Source organism: Pseudomonas moorei (genome assembly GCF_008801475.1).
In the GTDB taxonomy this organism is placed as follows: domain Bacteria; phylum Pseudomonadota; class Gammaproteobacteria; order Pseudomonadales; family Pseudomonadaceae; genus Aquipseudomonas; species Aquipseudomonas moorei.
The window spans coordinates 73,861-91,931 of sequence record NZ_VZPP01000009.1 but is presented as its reverse complement, the minus strand read 5'-3'; the positions used below and the strand labels follow the sequence as shown (position 1 = coordinate 91,931).

The following is an 18,071-nucleotide window of genomic DNA, read 5'->3' as shown; positions in this document are numbered from 1 at the left end:
TTATTTCTCCATCGGCGTGGCATCGCGGCCGCGCAACACGATGTCCCAGCGATAACCGAGGGCGTAGGAAGGGATGGTTTTTTCCAGATCGAAACTGGCGATCAAGCGTTCCTTGGCGCGGGTGTCGGGCACGCAGTTGTAGATCGGGTCGTACGCCAACAGCGGGTCGCCCGGGAAGTACATTTGCGTGACCAGGCGCGTCAGGATGCTCGGCCCGAACAGAGAGAAATGGATATGCGCCGGGCGCCAGGCATTGTGGTGGTTGCCCCACGGATAGGCGCCGGGCTTGATGGTCTGAAACTGGTACCAGCCATCGGCGTCAGTGACGGTGCGGCCGGTGCCGGTGAAATTTGGGTCCAGGGGCGCGTCGTGCAGATCGCGAGCATGGTTGTAGCGACCGGCAGCATTGGCCTGCCAGATTTCCACCAGAATCCCCGGCACCGGCAGACCGTTCTCGTCCAGCACGCGGCCGTGGATGATGATGCGCTCACCCAACGGCTCGCCCTTATGCTGAGCCGTCAGGTCATTGTCCTGCTCGTGGATGCGCTCGGCGCCAATGGTCGGCCCGGTAATTTCCGACAGCGAATGGGGCAAGAACACCAGAGGCTTGGACGGCGAGCGCAGGTTGGTGGATTGATAAGTCGGGTGCAGGTAAGGCGGCTGAGTGCCTTCCTGCGGACGACGGTAACCAGGCTTGTCAGTCATGAAGCATTCCTCTGTTGTTCTTTTCTTCGAAGCGTGTCAGACGCGTTCGATTGCCAACGCCAGCCCTTGGCCAACGCCGACGCACATGGTCGCCAGACCTTTCTTGCCACCGGTTTTTTCCAGCTGGTGCAAAGCAGTCAAGACCAGCCGAGCACCGCTCATGCCCAATGGATGACCCAAGGCAATGGCGCCACCGTTCGGGTTGACCTGCGGCGCGTCGTCCGCGATCCCCAACTCGCGCAGCACCGCCAACCCCTGGCTGGCGAAGGCTTCGTTGAGTTCGATGACGTCGAAATCACTCACCGCCACGCCCAGGCGCTCGGTCAGTTTGCGCACCGCCGGCACCGGGCCAATGCCCATCACCCGTGGTGCAACACCGGCGCTGGCCATGCCCAGCACCTTGGCGCGAGCGGTCAGGCCGTGTTTTTTCACCGCTTCAGCCGAGGCCAGGATCAGCGCCGCCGCACCATCGTTCACGCCGGAAGCGTTGCCAGCGGTCACGGTTTTGTCAGGACCGTTGACCGGCTTGAGTTTGGTCAGGGCTTCGAGGGTGGTGTCGGCGCGAGGATGCTCGTCCTGGCTGACCACGGTTTCACCCTTCTTGTGGGCAATGCGTACTTCGACGATTTCTTCGGCGAAAAAGCCGGCAGCCTGGGCGACGGCGGTGCGTTGCTGGCTGCGCAGGGCGAAGGCGTCCTGATCGGCGCGGGAGACTTTGTAATCGTCAGCCACGTTGTCGGCGGTCTGCGGCATCGCATCCACACCATACTGGGCTTTCATCAACGGGTTGATGAAACGCCAGCCAATGGTGGTGTCTTCGAGCTTCATGTTGCGCGAGAACGCGGCATCGGCCTTGCCCATCACGAACGGCGCGCGGGACATCGACTCGACGCCACCGGCAATCGCCAGCTCCATTTCACCGCTGGCAATCGCCCGGAATGCGGTGCCGATCGCATCCATACCCGAAGCGCAAAGGCGATTGAGGGTCACGCCCGGAATGGTTTCCGGGAGCCCCGCCAGCAGCAGCGCCATACGCGCCACGTTGCGGTTGTCTTCACCGGCCTGGTTGGCGCAGCCGAGGAACACCTCGTCCACCGCGTTCCAGTCCACCGACGGGTTACGCGCCATCAGCGCCTTGATCGGCACGGCGGCCAGGTCGTCGGCGCGAACACCCGACAGACCACCGCCGAAACGGCCGATGGGGGTACGAATCGCGTCGCAGATATAAACGTCACGCATCACGCTTCTCCGGGGGCTTGGCCATGGGCCGCTGCAGTGCGGGCTTCGAGGTCACGCAATGCCGTCAGTTCGACCTCGGTCGGTTCGGCAGTGGTTTCGACGTGATCGGCAAAACGGATCGGCCAACCGGTGGCAGCAACCACTTGCTCACGGGTCACGCCCGAATGCAGCGCGGTCACCACGAACTCGTTGGTACCCGCCTCCGGCTCCATGATGCACAGGTCGGTAATGATGCCGACCGGACCGGCGCCTGGCAGACCCAGACGCTTGCGCGAATCGCCGCCCTCACCGTGGCCGACCGAGGTGATGAAGTCGAGCTTGTCGACGAACGAACGGGACGACTGCTTGAGGATGATCAGTACGCTTTTGGCCGAACCAGCAATCTCCGGAGCCCCACCGGCACCCGGCAGACGCACTTTCGGCGCGTGGTAATCACCGACCACGGTGGTGTTGATGTTGCCGAAACGGTCGACCTGCGCGGCACCGAGGAAACCGACGTCAATGCGCCCGCCCTGCAGCCAATAGCGGAAAATCTCACCGGTCGGCACCACGGTGTCAGCGGTTTCCGCCAGTTCACCGTCACCAATCGACAGTGGCAGTACGCTCGGTTTGGCACCGATCGGACCCGACTCGTAGATCAGCACGACATCCGGCGAGGACGTCAGGCGCGCCAGGTTGGCCGCTTTCGATGGCAGGCCGATACCGACGAAACACACCGAACCGTTCTTCAGACGGCGAGCGGCGGCGACGGTCATCATTTCATTGGTGGTGTAAGTCATTACTTAGCCTCCGAAGCGGCGGCCAGTTTGGCCTGGAACTCGCTGAAGTCAGCGCTGCCATGGATGTACTCGTTGATCCAGGCGGTAAAGGTTTCACGGTCGCGGGCAATCGGGTCCCAGGCCTGGTAGAAACGGTTATCGCGCTCGTTGTAGCCGTGCGCGTAGGAAGGATGCGCGCCGCCGGGTACGTGGCAGACCGCACTCAAGGCCCAGGTCGGCAGGACACAGGCATTCATCGGCGCGTAGAGGTCGTCGACGATTTCCTCAACGGTCACGATGCAGCGCTTGGCGGCCAGGGCGGCCTCTTTCTGCACGCCGAGGATGCCCCACAGCAATACGTTGCCTTTGCGGTCGGCTTTCTGCGCGTGGATCACGGTGATGTCCGGACGCACCGAAGGCACGGCGGCCAGCACTTCGCCAGTGAACGGGCAGGTGACGGATTTGATCAGCGGGTTGACCTTCGGCAAGTCGGAACCGGCGTAGGCGCGCAGTACCGCAAACGGCAGGCCGGAAGCCCCCGCGACGTAGGCATTGGCCAGGTCGGCGTGGCTGTGTTCTTCGATTTCCAGCGCATGCGGCCACTGTTTTTCGACGGCGTCGCGCAGGCGGTGCAGAGAACCGACACCCGGGTTGCCGCCCCAGGAGAAAATCAGCTTGCGGGCACAACCGGCACCGATCAACTGGTCGTAGATCAAGTCAGGGGTCATTCGCACCAGGGTCAGGTCTTTCTTGCCCTGGCGAATGATTTCGTGACCCGCCGCCGTCGGGATCAGGTGAGTGAAGCCTTCGAGCGCGACCGTATCGCCGTCGTTTACGAATTGCTTCACCGCGTCGTGCAGCGAAAGAATTTCAGCCATTGGGGCAGGCTCCCGTTTGTTATTAACCGACAGTGGAAGAAGGCGCCGATGCGCGGCGCCGGAATGACTGAAGATTAAGCCCCTGAAAAACGCCAAACAATCCGATAATCGACTGAGTGTTCGTTTATCGAACACATTGTTGTCTAACTACCGATCGTCGATCAGGTCGCATCCGCATGGCTGACCAGGCCCTTGATCACCACCGCCGTAGTGGCCAGAGCCGCCGGAATCACCAGCGCAGTCAGCACCTGTTCGAAGTTCCAGCCCAGGCCCAACAGCGTTGCGCCCATCCACGCACCAAGGATGGCGCCGAAGCGGCCAATACCGAGCATCCACGACACCCCGGTGGCACGCCCCTGGGTCGGATAGAACCGCGCAGCCAGCGAAGGCATTGCCGATTGCGCACCGTTGACGCACATCCCGGCGATCAGCACCAGGGTCGCCAATATCGTGATGTTGCCCAGGCTCTGCCCCACCGCGTAGGCAAACACCCCGGCCAACAGGTAGAAAGTGCCGATGACCTTGTGCGGATTGAACCGGTCCATCGCCCAACCCACACCCACGGCGCTCAACACCCCGCCGAACTGGAACAGGGCTCCGATGAAGGCTGCCTGTTCCATGCTCGCGCCACTGTCACGCATCAGGGTCGGCAACCAACTGGTCAGCAAGTACACGATCACCAGCCCCATGAAGTAGGTCAGCCACAACAACAAAGTGCCGACGCTGTAGGTGCCGGAAAAGATCACCGCGAACACGTTGCGCGCCTTCACGGTTTTCTGTTCCGGCACGCTGAAACTGGAAGCCTGGGCCACCACTGTCGGGTCAATCGGCGCCAGCGCCTTGCGCACTTTGTCGGTGCCACGGTTGCGCACGACGAGATAGCGCGCCGATTCCGGCAGCCACAGCAGCAACACGACACCGAGGATCAAGGGCAGGATCCCACCGATCAGCAACAGGCTGTGCCAGCCGAACGTCGGTATCAACTTGGCGGAGATGAATCCGCCCCCGGCCATACCAAGGTTGAAACCGCAGAACATGCTGGTCACCAGCAAGGATTTCTTGCGCTCCGGGGTGTATTCCGACAGCAGCGTCGTGGCGTTGGGCATACCCGCCCCCAGTCCCAGGCCGGTCAGGAAACGCAGCACGAGCAACTGGTCGACATTAGTGCTGTAGGCCGAGGCCAGGCTGAACGCACCGAACAACAGCACCGCCCCCACCAATACGACTTTTCGCCCGAAGCGGTCAGCCAAGGGACCGGAGCCCAGTGCTCCGAAGACCATGCCGATCAGTGCCGCACTCATCACCGGTCCAAGGCTGGCCCGATCAATGCCCCAATCCTGGGACAGGGCCGGCGCGATAAACCCCATGGCGGCCGTGTCGAGGCCATCGAGGAAGACAATCAGGAAACACAGGATCACCACGCGCCACTGATAGCGCGAAATGGGTTGAGCGTTGATGAAGGACTGCACATCAAGGCAGTGACCTACAGCAGACTGAGGCTGGTTCATTGTTTTTATTCCACGCAAAAAACGCAGTCGAACAGCTGCCAGCCGCGGCTGACGCTGTTACTGGGAAAGGGGTGTCGGGATCAGGCGATCCAGGTCTGGCAAGAAAAACAACGGGAACGCCAGCAGGTGGGGAACATGCGCATAGGGGGGCCTCTTCTCATTATTATGGGGTCGTCGTCCGTCGCCGAATCGGCATCGACAGCGCCGGGTGACGCTGCCGCGACATTAATGAGCCTGAGGAAAGAGCGTCAATTCGCCAAACGCGACTCTGTGCGTTTATCGAACAGCTTAGGTGAACAGCTGGGAACTGAGGTCGCGGCTGGCACTCAGCAGGCCGGGCAGGAAGCGCTGCTCCAGTTCGTTGCGACTGACTCGCCCGGCGTGGGTGCTGACGTTCAGGGCCGCGACGACCTGGCCGGACGCGTCGTACACCGGAACGGCAATCGAGCGCAGCCCCTGTTCCAGCTCCTGATCGACGATGCACCAGCCCTGTTGCCGCACTTCTTGCAGGCACTCCAGCAGTGCTTCGGGGGTGTGGATGGTTCGACTGGTCTTGGCTTGCAGGTCGGCGTGGTCGAGATATTCACCCAGCGACGTGTCGTCCAGCGCAGCGAGCAGGATCCTGCCCATCGACGTGCAATAGGCCGGCAAGCGCCCGCCCACCGAGAGATCAACGGAAATCAGACGCTGAGTGGTCGCCGAACGGGCGATGTACAAAATGTCATCACCTTCCAGGGTCGCCATGTTGCAGGCCTCATGCAGTTGCTCGCTCATGCGGTCCAGATACGGCTGGGCAGAGACTGCCAGCGGCGTGGAAGAGACATAGGCGTGCCCGAGGGTCAGCACTTTGGGTAGCAGGGAATAGGTGCGCCCGTCGGTGGTGGCGTAGCCGAGTTTGATCAGCGTGTGCAGGCAACGGCGCACGGCGGCGCGGGGAATTTCCGTGCGATGACTGATCTGGGCGATGGTCAGGTGCCGCTTGCGCTCCTGGAATGCTTGCACGACGGCCAATCCACGCGCCAGGGAGGTCATGAAATCCGGATCGCCGGTCAGGGCCTGGATCCGCTTGGCTGGCGAGGCAACGATCGGCGGTGCCACTGAAGCGAAGGAGTTACGCATTTGATCGTTCATTTAAGGTCCTTTTCCCACACGGATCAGCGACTATTACAAGCGGCTATCGACCTGCTATACAAGCCCGCACCGCCAACATTGGGCGATTATCGAACCATCGACCGATAATCGCAATTGACGCAGTCCGTGAACCGTACGCTCACTGACCGGGTCGTGCTGTCTTCCTTAATACGCTTTTACCCAGGCGCCAATGCGGACTTCAGGCTTCGCTATAGTTGCCTTACTTGTTCGACTTAATGGCGCCAGAAAGGCATCGCTGCAAAGTGATACCGGCCAACGATCTAGTTCACACTAAAAGTTGCCTGCAACAACACAATCACACATCAATATCTACTTTTACTGAGTTGGCGATAGTGTTCTGTGATTCGCTCGCTATAATACAAACAGTAGCCAAGCGGCATTTTATTCGCCGAACACGCTACCCGGTGGCGCGATGTTCCATCGCTGCTGCCCCCGGCAAGTGCCCGACGCTGACCGCACAAGGTTCGCCATCGCGCTCGCCGAAATAGGATACTGATGCTACGTCAGCTGTTTATCTCTGGTGCCGTAGCCGCCTGCAAAACGGAAGTATCGATCACACAACCGAAAACGATGGTTTTCGAGCCTCGTTGGTTCGACGAGTGTGGTCAATACATTGAACGCAGCGCGATTCACCAGAATTCATCTCAACTCAATCAGGTAGCACTGTGACGAAAGACGAACTGCGCGCGGAACTTGAGCGCCAGGAACAACGTTACAAGGAAGTTTACGGCGGGGAAGTCACCACCTACGCCGCCCAGCCCGAGCCGGAACGCAAACCCTGGCGTAAACGCGCCACCGTTCAGGATCAGGCTTTCATTCAGGAATTGCAGAAAATGGAAAAGGAACTCAAAGCCGAAGAGCCATGACTGCTTCGGCCTGAATCCTTTCAAGGGTCTGCATTTGCCCCGTTAAAAGCGGGATGTACTGATGTTGCCTTTTACGCCCGCCACGAGCGGGCTGAAGCTATCTTGTCCATCGGACGAGGTAAAAGGCTCATATCTGACCCTCATTTCAGAATTTTCACACAAGTACTCAGCCCCGCCTGCCGGTGAGGGAAACCCTTGTGGCGCAAGGCTTTCCAAATAAATTCAACGACTTGTGAAACCCGAAAATTCACTGACGCTTCGGGTATGGATACAAAATAATTCGTTGAAGAATGTTACCGATGAGCAGCAAGTGCATCGATTCACAGTCTTTTCTGGCATAATCGCGCCCCCTTATGACCGGGTCAGAAAACCTTCATGATCGATTTATTCAGCGGACTGGATGCTTGGGTGCTTGTGAGCCTCTTGCTCGCCCTGGCTTTTGTCCTCGCCTTCGAGTTCATCAATGGATTTCATGACACCGCTAACGCGGTCGCCACTGTTATCTACACCAAAGCAATGCCGCCCCATCTGGCCGTGTTTTTTTCCGGTGTGTTCAATTTCCTCGGCGTATTGCTGGGCGGCGTTGGCGTGGCGTATGCCATCGTTCACCTGCTGCCGGTGGAGCTGCTGATCAATGTGAATACCGGCCACGGCCTGGCAATGGTGTTCTCGTTGCTCGCCGCCGCCATCGCCTGGAACCTGGGCACCTGGTATTTCGGTATCCCCGCCTCCAGCTCCCACACCCTGATCGGCTCGATCCTCGGCGTCGGTCTGGCCAACGCCCTGATCAACGACATTCCGTTGGCCGACGGGGTGAACTGGCAGAAAGCGATTGATATCGGCGCATCGCTGGTGTTCTCGCCGATGGCGGGTTTCCTGATCGCCGCATTGATCCTGATCGGTCTCAAATGGTGGCGTCCGCTGTCGAAGATGCACAAGACACCGGAAGAGCGCCGCAAGATCGACGACAAGAAACATCCGCCATTCTGGAACCGCCTGGTGCTGGTGATTTCGGCAATGGCCGTGAGCTTCGTGCACGGTTCCAACGATGGCCAGAAAGGTATTGGCCTGATCATGCTGGTATTGATCGGTATCGTGCCGGCGCAGTTCGTGCTTGACCTGAACAGCACCACTTACCAGATCGAGCGCACCCGCGACGCGACCCTGCACCTGAGTCAGTTCTACCAGCGCAACCACGAAACCCTGGGTGAGTTCCTGGCCCTGGGCAAGAGCGTGGAAGGCGATCTTCCGGAGAAATTCCGTTGCAACCCGCAACAGACCGAACCGACCATTACCGCCCTGCTTGGCACGCTCAAGGGCGTAGCCGACTACCACTCGCTGACGTCGGAACACCGCATCGAAGTTCGTCGCTACCTGCTCTGCCTGGACGACACGGCGAAGAAAGTCAGCAAGTTGCCTGGCCTGGCAGCACGAGAAAAAGCTGACCTGGACAAGCTGCGCAAAGACCTGACCACCACCACCGAATACGCCCCGTTCTGGGTGATTCTGGCGGTCGCACTGGCCCTCGGCCTGGGCACCATGGTCGGCTGGAAACGCGTGGTACTGACCATCGGCGAGAAGATCGGCAAGCAGGGCATGACCTATTCCCAGGGCATGTCGGCACAGATCACCACCGCGAGCCTGATCGGCATGGCCAACATCTTCAGCCTGCCGGTGTCCACGACTCACGTCCTGTCCTCGGGTGTGGCCGGTACCATGGTCGCCAACAAAAGCGGACTGCAAGGCGGCACCGTCAGAAACATCCTGCTGGCCTGGGTCCTGACCCTGCCAGCCACGGTGGGCCTGTCGGCCGGTCTGTTCTGGCTGGCCTCGAAGGCACTCGGCAGCTGATACGCAGCCAAACGGAAAAGGCGCGCTCCGCAAGGACCGCGCCTTTTTTATTGCTGCAATTCTGCAGAAACAGCAATCCTCCTGTGTACGAGCCCTGCATTGTCGGTCAGTTTTTCGCAGACAAAAAAAAGGGCAACCGAAGTTGCCCAAAATGCCTTGCGTGCCCATTACATCGAGAAAGACTTACGGTTTTTTCCGCTTGTGCGAGTCCTTCCAGATAAACAATCCGAATCCTGCAAAAAAAACAAACATGAGGCTGACGGTCAGCACTCCAGCGATCACCACGTTGTCGAAAAACATGACGCGTCTCCTGCAGTTGCCTTGTTGCGATGGGATTAAGTTAACCAAACAGGCAGGAGAAAATATTGACCGGGGTCAATGTCGCCCGATAACGGGGATAAAGGAGGGGAAAAACTGACCTACATCAATTAGCGCTACGGGTTTAACGCTTTTTCGGTTTGTTTTTTGGCTTTTTCTTGGCTTTGCCCAAAGGCATCGCTTGCTCGAACGCCTGGCGCACTTCATTCAGGCGTTTGTCATTAAGGTCATGGATACGCTTGGCGCGTTCGGCGTTGAGGTCGATCAGCTTGTCGTCTTGGCTCATGGCGTTAAGTGCATCGCTTGAATTGAGGGTGCGCTGCCGCATCGGTTGGCAGGATTTTGCCAATAATGCGGTCTGACGACGGCGCTGACCAGCCGCCAACTCAAATCTCGATATCCACCCACAAACCTTGACGGGGCTGATCCTCCATCAGTGGCGCCACCGGCACGGTGTTATCGGCGTTAAGTTCATCGCCCGGAATCGCCAAGTGCGCTTCGGGGTCATCATCGGCTTCCCGACGGCGGCGCCGGCGTTCCTGCTGCCGACGCTGCTCCTCACGCAACAGCAAGGTAGCTTCGTCAGAATCGCGATGTTTCAGGTCGATCGTGCTGTCGCTGGAACTCTCCTGCGCAGGAACCACGGGCGCGATGTCAGGGCGCGGACGGACCGGGTCATGCTGTGAGGTGATTGGTACGGCACTCAAGGGGAGCATCGGTGGCAGCATATTTATCAGTCTCCTGTGAGCAGGCTGTCGGCCGCGCAGAGGGCGACTTGAGCCATCGGTCGCAAACTGTGACCCAATTGGCACGAAAGAGTGCCCTTCCCCGCACACCTGACGTGGGTGGGCTAACGTAAGACTCAGAGTTTTTATGAGAGTCTTTTGGCCCTCAAGCCCTCATTCCGTTAAGATAGCCCGCTTTTTCAAGGTGGGAGTCAGGCAGCATGGCGCAGCAGTATCAACCGGGGCAACGCTGGATCAGTGACAGCGAAGCCGAGCTGGGTTTAGGCACCGTTCTGGCACAGGACGGCCGCTTGTTGACCGTGCTCTACCCGGCCACTGGCGACACCCGCCAGTACGCGCTTCGGAATGCGCCCCTCACCCGCGTGCGGTTCTCGCCGGGTGACACCATCACTCACTTCGAAGGCTGGAAGCTGATCGTTCGCGAAGTCGACGACATCGATGGGTTGCTGGTCTATCACGGCCTCAACGCACAGAACGAAGTGGTCACCCTGCCGGAAACCCAACTGTCGAATTTCATCCAGTTCCGCCTGGCCAGCGACCGCCTGTTCGCCGGGCAGATCGACCCGCTTCCCTGGTTCTCCCTGCGCTATCACACCCTGGAACACACCAGCCGCCAATTGCAATCCGCGCTCTGGGGCCTGGGTGGCGTGCGTGCGCAACCGATCGCGCACCAGCTGCACATCGCCCGTGAAGTCGCCGACCGTATCGCTCCACGGGTTCTGCTGGCCGACGAAGTGGGTCTGGGCAAGACCATCGAAGCCGGTCTGGTGATCCATCGCCAATTGCTGTCGGGGCGCGCCAATCGCGTGCTGATCCTGGTGCCGGAGAACCTTCAGCACCAGTGGCTGGTGGAAATGCGTCGCCGTTTCAACCTGCAGGTCGCGCTGTTCGACGAAGAACGCTTCATCGAAAGCGATGCCGGCAACCCGTTCGAAGACACTCAGCTCGCGCTGGTGGCACTCGAATGGCTGGTGGAAGATGAAAAAGCCCAGGACGCGCTGTTCGCAGCCGGTTGGGACTTGCTGGTTGTCGACGAAGCGCATCACCTAGTGTGGCACGAAGATCAGGTCAGCCCCGAGTACTCGCTGGTCGAGCAACTTGCCGAAACCATCCCCGGCGTGCTGCTGCTGACCGCGACCCCAGAACAACTGGGCCAGGACAGCCACTTCGCCCGTCTGCGCCTGCTCGATCCAAACCGTTTCCATGATCTGCACGCCTTCCGCGCCGAGAGCGAAAACTATCGCCCGGTGGCAGAGGCCGTTCAGGAATTGCTGGACCAGGGGCGTCTGTCGCCTGAAGCGCACAAGACCATCCATGGCTTCCTCGGTAACGAAGGCGAAGCCCTGCTGAGCGCAGTCAACGATGGCGATACCGAAGCCAGCGCCCGTCTCGTGCGCGAACTGCTGGACCGTCACGGCACTGGCCGCGTGCTGTTCCGTAACACCCGCGCGGCCGTGCAGGGTTTCCCGGAGCGCAAACTGCATCCGTACCCGCTGCCGTGCCCGGACGAATACCTCGAGCTGCCATTGGGCGATCACGCCGAGCTCTACCCGGAAGTCAGCTTTCAGGCGCAACCGGACGCCAACGAAGAAGAGCGCTGGTGGAAATTCGACCCGCGCGTCGAGTGGCTGATCGACACCCTGAAGATGCTCAAGCGCACCAAGGTGCTGGTGATCTGCGCCCACGCCGAAACCGCCATGGACCTGGAAGACGCCCTGCGCGTGCGCTCGGGAATTCCGGCCACGGTGTTCCACGAGGGCATGAACATCCTCGAACGTGACCGCGCCGCTGCTTACTTCGCCGACGAGGAATTTGGCGCGCAAGTGCTGATCTGCTCGGAAATCGGCAGCGAAGGTCGCAACTTCCAGTTCTCCCATCACCTGGTGCTGTTCGATCTGCCGTCGCATCCGGACCTGCTGGAACAACGTATCGGTCGCCTGGACCGTATCGGTCAGAAGCACGTCATCGAATTGCATGTGCCATACCTGGAAACCAGCCCCCAAGAGCGCCTGTTCCAGTGGTACCACGAAGCGCTGAACGCGTTCCTCAATACTTGCCCGACCGGCAACGCTCTGCAGCATCAATTCGGCCCGCGTCTGCTGCCGCTGCTGGAAGAAGCCGACGACGCTGAATGGCAAGCGCTGATCGACGAAGCCCGCACCGAGCGCGAGCGCCTGGAAGCCGAGTTGCACACCGGCCGCGACCGCTTGCTGGAACTCAATTCCGGTGGCGCTGGCGAAGGCGATGCACTGGTCGAAGCCATCCTCGAGCAAGACGACCAGTTCACCCTGCCGATCTACATGGAAACCCTGTTCGATGCATTTGGCATCGACAGCGAAGACCATTCGGAAAACGCCCTGATCCTCAAGCCGAGCGAGAAAATGCTTGACGCCAGCTTCCCGCTGGGCGACGACGAAGGCGTGACCATCACCTACGACCGCAACCAGGCGCTGTCCCGCGAGGACATGCAGTTCATCACCTGGGAACACCCGATGGTTCAGGGCGGTATGGATTTGGTGCTGTCCGGCTCCATGGGTAACACCGCCGTGGCACTGATCAAGAACAAGGCGTTAAAACCCGGCACGGTGTTGCTCGAATTGCTCTATGTCAGCGAAGTGGTTGCCCCGCGTTCGCTGCAACTGGGCCGCTACCTGCCACCGGCCGCCCTGCGCTGCCTGCTCGACCCGAACGGTAACGACCTGTCGGCCCGGGTGTCGTTCGAGACCTTGAACGATCAGCTGGAAAGCGTACCGCGCGCCAGCGCCAACAAATTCATCCAGGCCCAGCGCGATCAGCTGACGCCACGGATCAATGCTGGCGAAGACAAGATCTACCCGCGTCACGCCGAGCGTGTGGCCGAGGCGCAACGTCGTCTGGCGGCCGATACCGATGAAGAACTGGCTCGCCTGACCGCCTTGCAAGCGGTCAACCCGACCGTACGTGACAGCGAACTGGTTGCCCTGCGCAAACAACGCGAGCAAGGCCTGGCCATGCTCGACAAGGCCGCGCTACGACTGGAAGCGATCCGGGTGTTGGTGGCGGGTTAAGTCCCCTGCTCCACCGCTATAAATGAAAAGGCCCGCAGCGATGCGGGCCTTTTTTTGTTACCTGAATTTCATCGGCTGCTGCTGATGGCCTCTTCGCGAGCAAGCCAGCTCCTACGGTGTTCGAGTCGTGCATAGCATCTGTAAATACCTCAACACCCCTGGGAGCGATCTTGCTCGCGAAAGCGATTATGCAGTCGCGGCAACCCCGTCTGGCTCAACCACAGCAATCAACCCCTCCTTCATCCGCTTGGCATCGCGCACAAAACACCGCGAAGCCAGGAACAGAAACACCATGGTGAAAAACAGCGCCACCGGGATCAGGTACATCGCATCATGCAGGCCGACGGCCTTGAACGCCTCGGTCATCTGTTCGGCACCGGCGGCAAGCATCGCTGTATGGGCGAAGTGATCAGACAACGCGCCCACCACCACCGGACCCAGTCCACCGCCCAGCAGGTACAACCCGGCAAAAAACAGCGCCATGGCCGTCGCTCGCAGGCGCGGTTCGACCACGTCCTGAATCGCCGTGTACACGCAGGTGTAAAAGTTATAGGCAAACAACCAGCCCAGACTGAACACCGCCACGAATACGCCAATATCGATTCGCCCCGCATGCAGCGCCCAGGCCGTGCACAGGGTCGAAATAATCAGGCTCACCGCGGCAAACAGCAGACGTCCGTTGGCGACGCGCTGATGAATCTTGTCCGCGACCCAGCCACCCAGCGTCAAGCCGACCAACCCGGTCACACCGACAATCACACCGGTCGCCACCGCCGCCTCCTGCAACGGCATCAGGAAGTAACGCTGCAGCATCGGCACCAGAAACGAGTTGCAGGCATAGGTCGCGAAGTTGAAGCAGAGACCGGCCAACACCAGCCACAGGAAAGTCGGCACCGCCAGCACCCGGCGAATTGGTCGGTCTACGCGCTCCTGCGAGACCTGTACGCTCTCGGCAGCGCCCCGTTTCGGCTCTTTGATGAAGAACATGAAGACCGCCAGGATCAGTCCCGGCACGGCAGCGATGAAGAACGGTGCGCGCCAGCTGTCGAATGCCTTGACCATCGCACCGATGGTGAAGAACGCCAGCAACAGCCCCAAAGGCAGGCCAAGCATGAAGATACCCATGGCCCGCGCCCGCCGGTGAGCTGGAAACAAATCACCGATCAACGAGTTGGCGGCGGGCGCGTAACTGGCCTCACCGATGCCGATGCCCATGCGCACGACCAGAAAACTCCAGAAACTGCCGACCATGCCGTTGATTGCGGTCAACCCGCTCCACACGGCCAGCCCCCAGCCCATCAACTTGCTGCGCGAACCGGTATCGGCCATCCGCCCCAATGGCAGGCCGGCGATGGCGTAGACGAGGGTGAAGGCAGTGCCGATGATCCCCAGCTGAAAGTCGCTGAGGTGCCATTCCATGCGGATCGGCTCAATGATGATGGCCGGGATGGTGCGGTCGAAAAAGTTGAACAGGTTGGCCAGGAACAGCAGGAACAGAATGCGCCAGGCATTCGCCGCTTGGGTCGAGTTCTGCATGGGTCCATCTCTTTTATTGTTATGGGGCTTCACTGCCAGCGCATCCGAGCCCGGAGTTTGCAATCTAGTCAGCCCCTCCAATGCTGTCTGTCATTATTCGCAAGACTGATACCCAACCATGGGGACGGGCGCAGCCCATGCAACAATTTATTTCCAAACGCTCTAAACCTAATTCCAAAAAGGTTGGGTTCAATTAGCCACTACGGCTTGCGCTTCGCACATGGCTTCTATACTCCAATGCATTCGCCAGCGCCGATTGCGCGGGCCGGGATGATCTTGATGGGGCATGCTATGGAGTGGCTTGGTTTGCATTTCATTACCGAGCTATCGGAAAGCGGGCAAGTCATACTCAATTGCATGCACGACCCATTTCTGGTGTTACTGGCCTATCTCGTCGCCTGTGCTGGCAGTTTTGCCACACTGGACATGGCCGAGCGGGTTGCTCATGCAGAAAATCCCTCCTCCCAACGCCTTTGGCGCTGGGTCGGTGCCGGATGCCTGGCAGGCGGTATCTGGGCCATGCATTTCATTGGCATGCTCGCGTTCAAAGTGCCGGTGGATGTTCATTTCCAACTGCCCGTTACTTTGTTGTCCCTGTTGATCGCCCTGCTCACCTCCTGGCTGGTGATGTACACCCTCAGCCGTCCCGCCCTGAGCTTTTGGCGATGCCTTAAAGCCTCGGTCTGGATCGGCATGGGCATCTCGACCATGCATTACGTGGGCATGGGCGCCATGAAGTCGCAGGCAATGGTCTACTACCAGCCAGTGTTGTTCGCACTCTCCATACTGGTCGCGATAGGCGCCAGTCTGGCGGCACTGTTACTGGCTCGCCATTTGCGCAACGGCACCGGGATGTTTCATCAGCTGCTCAAGTACAGCGCGAGCCTGGTGCTCGGAGCCGGCATCATCAGCATGCACTTCACGGGAATGGCGGCCTTCAATCTGGCGCTGCCAAGCGGCACCCCCTTGCCGCAGCCGGGGGAACACAACCACCTGCAGCTGGGGGTGACTGTCGCGATCATGACGCTGCTCATCATTGGCAGCTGCATCAGCGCAGCCCTGGCGGACAAGAAACTGCAAATCAAGGATCACGATTTGCAACGGGTGAACTCGTTGCTCAGCCAACTCGACCAGGCTCGAGTATCCCTGCAACAGGTCGCGCATTACGATGCCTTGACCAGCCTGATCAACCGACGCGGCTTCAACCAGATCTTCGCCGAGAAGCTCATCGAGAAAACCCACGAAGGCGGCATGCTAGCGGTCCTGTTCCTCGACATCGACCATTTCAAGAGGATCAACGACAGCCTTGGCCATGACGCTGGAGACGAACTGCTCAAGGTACTGGCCAGCCACATCAAGGCCTCGGTGCGCAGCCACGAAGATGTGGTTGCGCGCTTCGGTGGCGACGAGTTCTGCATCCTCATCGATCTGCACGATCGCGACGAGGCCCGGCAGATGGCCCAGCGCATCATGCAGAAAATGAAAGACCCCATCGAACTGGCCGGAAGGCGCATGGTGATGACCACCAGCATCGGCATCAGCGTGTTCCCGGAGGACGGCAAGACTTGCGAGGAGCTGCTGAAGAATGCCGACCTGGCGCTGTATCAGTCCAAGGGTAGCGGGCGTAACGGCTTGAATTTTTTCAGCGCCAATCTCAAGGCCCGGGCCACGCTGGAGCTGCAACTGGAAGAAGAGCTGCGCCACGCCTTGCGAGAAGATGCCGGCCTGATGCTCTATTACCAACCCATCTACAACCTGAAGACCGGGCAAGTCAGCAAGCTTGAAGCGCTGATTCGCTGGCAGCATCCGATCCACGGATTTCTCGCACCGGACCGCTTCATTCCCATCGCCGAGGCCAATGGCCTGATCACCGAACTCGACAAGTGGGTGCTGCGCAAGGCCTGCGAGGACCTCGGCGAGCTATCGCGCCAGGGCCGCGAAAGCCTGAAGATCGCCGTGAATTGCTCCCCCCTGACCCTCGTGCGCGAAGAGTTGCCCAGTGAAATCGAGCAGGCGCTGCGCAGTGCCGGGGTCGCACCGCAACGGCTGGAGCTGGAGGTGACCGAGCATGCCCTGATGGGCAAAATCGCCGATACGCTGGTGTTGCTGCAGCAGATTCGCGCCCTGGGCGTGTCGCTGTCGATCGATGACTTTGGCACCGGCTACTCGTCCCTCGCGTACCTCAAGCGCTTGCCACTCAACACATTGAAGATCGATCGCTCGTTCATTGTCGACATCCCCAGGTCCGCCCAGGACATGGAAATCGTCCAGGCCATTATTGTGATGGCCCACACCCTGCACCTGGAGGTGGTCACCGAGGGCGTCGAGACTTTCGAGCAGTACCAGCTTCTCGAACACCACGGCTGCGACTACGTCCAGGGCTACCTGCTCAGCCGCCCGATACCACTGGCTGGCTTACGTCCGGTGCTGGATGAAATCAACCAGCGCAGGCACACCTTCAGCGTTACGCCCCTGAGCCTGGTTCACGGTACAACTGCACTAATGTAGCGGGATCTTTTTCCAGGAAACCCTGACTGCCATGCAATCGCATCAACTGTGCAGCCAGGCCACTGATCGGGGTTGCCGAGCCTTGCTCGCGGGAAAACTTCACCGCTGTATCCAGATCCTTGAGCAGGGTTCGCACGTGCCATTTGACCGGTTCGAAACGGCTGTCAGCCATTTGCGGGCCGAGGATCTGCAAGGGTTTCGAGTCGGCAAAGCCACCGGCCAGCGCCTCGGCGATCAGACTCGCATCGACACCGGAGCGCTCAGCCAGCGCCACCACTTCGGCAATCACCAGGGCGTTGCACGCCACGATCATCTGGTTGCAGGCCTTGGTCACCTGCCCCGCGCCGACTGCGCCCATGTGCGTCACTCGCTGACCCAGGCTCAATAAAACAGGTTTGACCCGCTCAAGGTTTGCCGCATCGCCACCGACCATGATCGCCAGACTGCCGGCCTCGGCACCGACCACGCCGCCGGATACCGGCGCATCCAGCCAGCCCATACCGGTTTTACTGACAAGCTCCGAAGCCATTTCCCGCGTTGCGGTAGGCTCCAGGCTGGAAAAATCCACCAGCAACTGGCCCTTTTTCGCGCCCTCGACAACCCCTGCCACACCAAAAACCACCTCACGTACCACCGAGGTGTCAGCCAGGCACAGCATCACCACATCGGCGTGCCGGCACAGCTCGGCGGGCGTCGCGACCTGGCGAGCGCCGGCTTCGACCAGTGATGCGCACTTGGCCGGATGACGGTTCCACACCGTCAGCGGATAACCCGCCGCGAGCAGGCGCCGGCACATCGGCAACCCCATCAAACCGATACCGGCGAACCCCAACGAAGGTAGCGTTGACATCATTTGGCCTCCTTTTGATTAAAGATCGCTGAATAGTGGCCGATTCATCATGACTTAGGAAAGGATTCTCCCGAGCGACGTTCAGGCCACGGCCACTGACGCTTGGACC

The 18,071-nt window shown here is 60.0% G+C and carries 15 protein-coding genes; 4 read left to right on the top strand and 11 right to left on the bottom strand.

From position 1 onward, the window contains the following. The 6 genes from pcaH to pcaR form a co-directional block, all read right to left on the bottom strand. The gene (gene pcaH / locus F7R06_RS18305; RefSeq protein WP_090317192.1) at positions 1-705 is read right to left on the bottom strand and encodes a protocatechuate 3,4-dioxygenase subunit beta; all 705 of its coding nucleotides are present in this window, start codon (positions 703-705) and stop codon (positions 1-3) included. A 36-nt stretch (positions 706-741) separates the two neighbouring features. Continuing rightward, positions 742-1,947, bottom strand: a complete 1,206-nt coding sequence (gene pcaF / locus F7R06_RS18300; protein ID WP_174552467.1) for a 3-oxoadipyl-CoA thiolase — start codon at positions 1,945-1,947, stop codon at positions 742-744. Then, positions 1,944-2,723 (bottom strand): CoA-transferase subunit beta, encoded by a 780-nt coding sequence (locus F7R06_RS18295; protein WP_090317186.1) that lies wholly within the window; start codon positions 2,721-2,723, stop codon positions 1,944-1,946. Before F7R06_RS18295 ends, pcaF begins: the two co-directional genes overlap by 4 nt. Further along, on the bottom strand, positions 2,723-3,580 hold the full coding sequence (locus tag F7R06_RS18290; protein ID WP_090317183.1) for a CoA transferase subunit A: 858 nt from the start codon (positions 3,578-3,580) through the stop codon (positions 2,723-2,725). Before F7R06_RS18290 ends, F7R06_RS18295 begins: the two co-directional genes overlap by 1 nt. 161 nt (positions 3,581-3,741) lie before the next feature. After that, a complete protein-coding gene (gene pcaK / locus F7R06_RS18285; protein WP_090317181.1) occupies positions 3,742-5,088 on the bottom strand; it encodes a 4-hydroxybenzoate transporter PcaK in 1,347 nt (448 codons plus the stop codon). A 288-nt stretch (positions 5,089-5,376) separates the two neighbouring features. Beyond that, on the bottom strand, positions 5,377-6,219 hold the full coding sequence (gene pcaR, locus F7R06_RS18280; protein WP_090317180.1) for a pca regulon transcriptional regulator PcaR: 843 nt from the start codon (positions 6,217-6,219) through the stop codon (positions 5,377-5,379). Positions 6,220-6,905: 686 nt separating this feature from the next. Between pcaR and F7R06_RS18275 the strand changes: the two genes are divergently transcribed. Next, on the top strand, positions 6,906-7,106 hold the full coding sequence (locus tag F7R06_RS18275) for a hypothetical protein (RefSeq protein ID WP_090317178.1): 201 nt from the start codon (positions 6,906-6,908) through the stop codon (positions 7,104-7,106). Positions 7,107-7,481: 375 nt separating this feature from the next. Continuing rightward, positions 7,482-8,957: an inorganic phosphate transporter gene (locus tag F7R06_RS18270; protein ID WP_090317175.1), complete on the top strand. Its 1,476-nt coding sequence runs from the start codon at positions 7,482-7,484 to the stop codon at positions 8,955-8,957. A 183-nt stretch (positions 8,958-9,140) separates the two neighbouring features. On the opposite strand, the gene ccoM is transcribed toward F7R06_RS18270, so the two are convergent. The 3 genes from ccoM to F7R06_RS18265 form a co-directional block, all read right to left on the bottom strand. Continuing rightward, entirely contained in the window at positions 9,141-9,257 is a 117-nt protein-coding gene (gene ccoM / locus F7R06_RS31260) for a cytochrome c oxidase subunit CcoM (RefSeq protein WP_046816669.1), read from the bottom strand. Positions 9,258-9,399: 142 nt separating this feature from the next. Beyond that, positions 9,400-9,561 (bottom strand): hypothetical protein, encoded by a 162-nt coding sequence (locus tag F7R06_RS30780; RefSeq protein WP_007998358.1) that lies wholly within the window; start codon positions 9,559-9,561, stop codon positions 9,400-9,402. A gap of 100 nt (positions 9,562-9,661) precedes the next feature. After that, complete coding sequence (locus F7R06_RS18265; protein WP_090317173.1) at positions 9,662-10,003, bottom strand: aspartate-semialdehyde dehydrogenase; 342 nt, start codon at positions 10,001-10,003, stop codon at positions 9,662-9,664. A gap of 218 nt (positions 10,004-10,221) precedes the next feature. Between F7R06_RS18265 and rapA the strand changes: the two genes are divergently transcribed. Beyond that, positions 10,222-13,068 (top strand): RNA polymerase-associated protein RapA, encoded by a 2,847-nt coding sequence (gene rapA / locus F7R06_RS18260; RefSeq protein ID WP_090317171.1) that lies wholly within the window; start codon positions 10,222-10,224, stop codon positions 13,066-13,068. Between the two features lie 186 nt (positions 13,069-13,254). Here the strand turns inward: rapA and F7R06_RS18255 are convergent, their stop codons facing one another. Continuing rightward, positions 13,255-14,604: a spinster family MFS transporter gene (locus F7R06_RS18255; RefSeq protein ID WP_090317170.1), complete on the bottom strand. Its 1,350-nt coding sequence runs from the start codon at positions 14,602-14,604 to the stop codon at positions 13,255-13,257. Positions 14,605-14,895: 291 nt separating this feature from the next. On the opposite strand from F7R06_RS18255, the gene F7R06_RS18250 reads away from it, so the two are divergent. Then, a complete protein-coding gene (locus tag F7R06_RS18250; protein WP_281198113.1) occupies positions 14,896-17,112 on the top strand; it encodes a putative bifunctional diguanylate cyclase/phosphodiesterase in 2,217 nt (738 codons plus the stop codon). Here F7R06_RS18250 and F7R06_RS18245 read toward each other — a convergent pair. Further along, complete coding sequence (locus F7R06_RS18245; protein ID WP_162493921.1) at positions 17,069-17,965, bottom strand: NAD(P)-dependent oxidoreductase; 897 nt, start codon at positions 17,963-17,965, stop codon at positions 17,069-17,071. The genes F7R06_RS18250 and F7R06_RS18245 overlap by 44 nt on opposite strands. Positions 17,966-18,071: the final 106 nt, after the last annotated feature.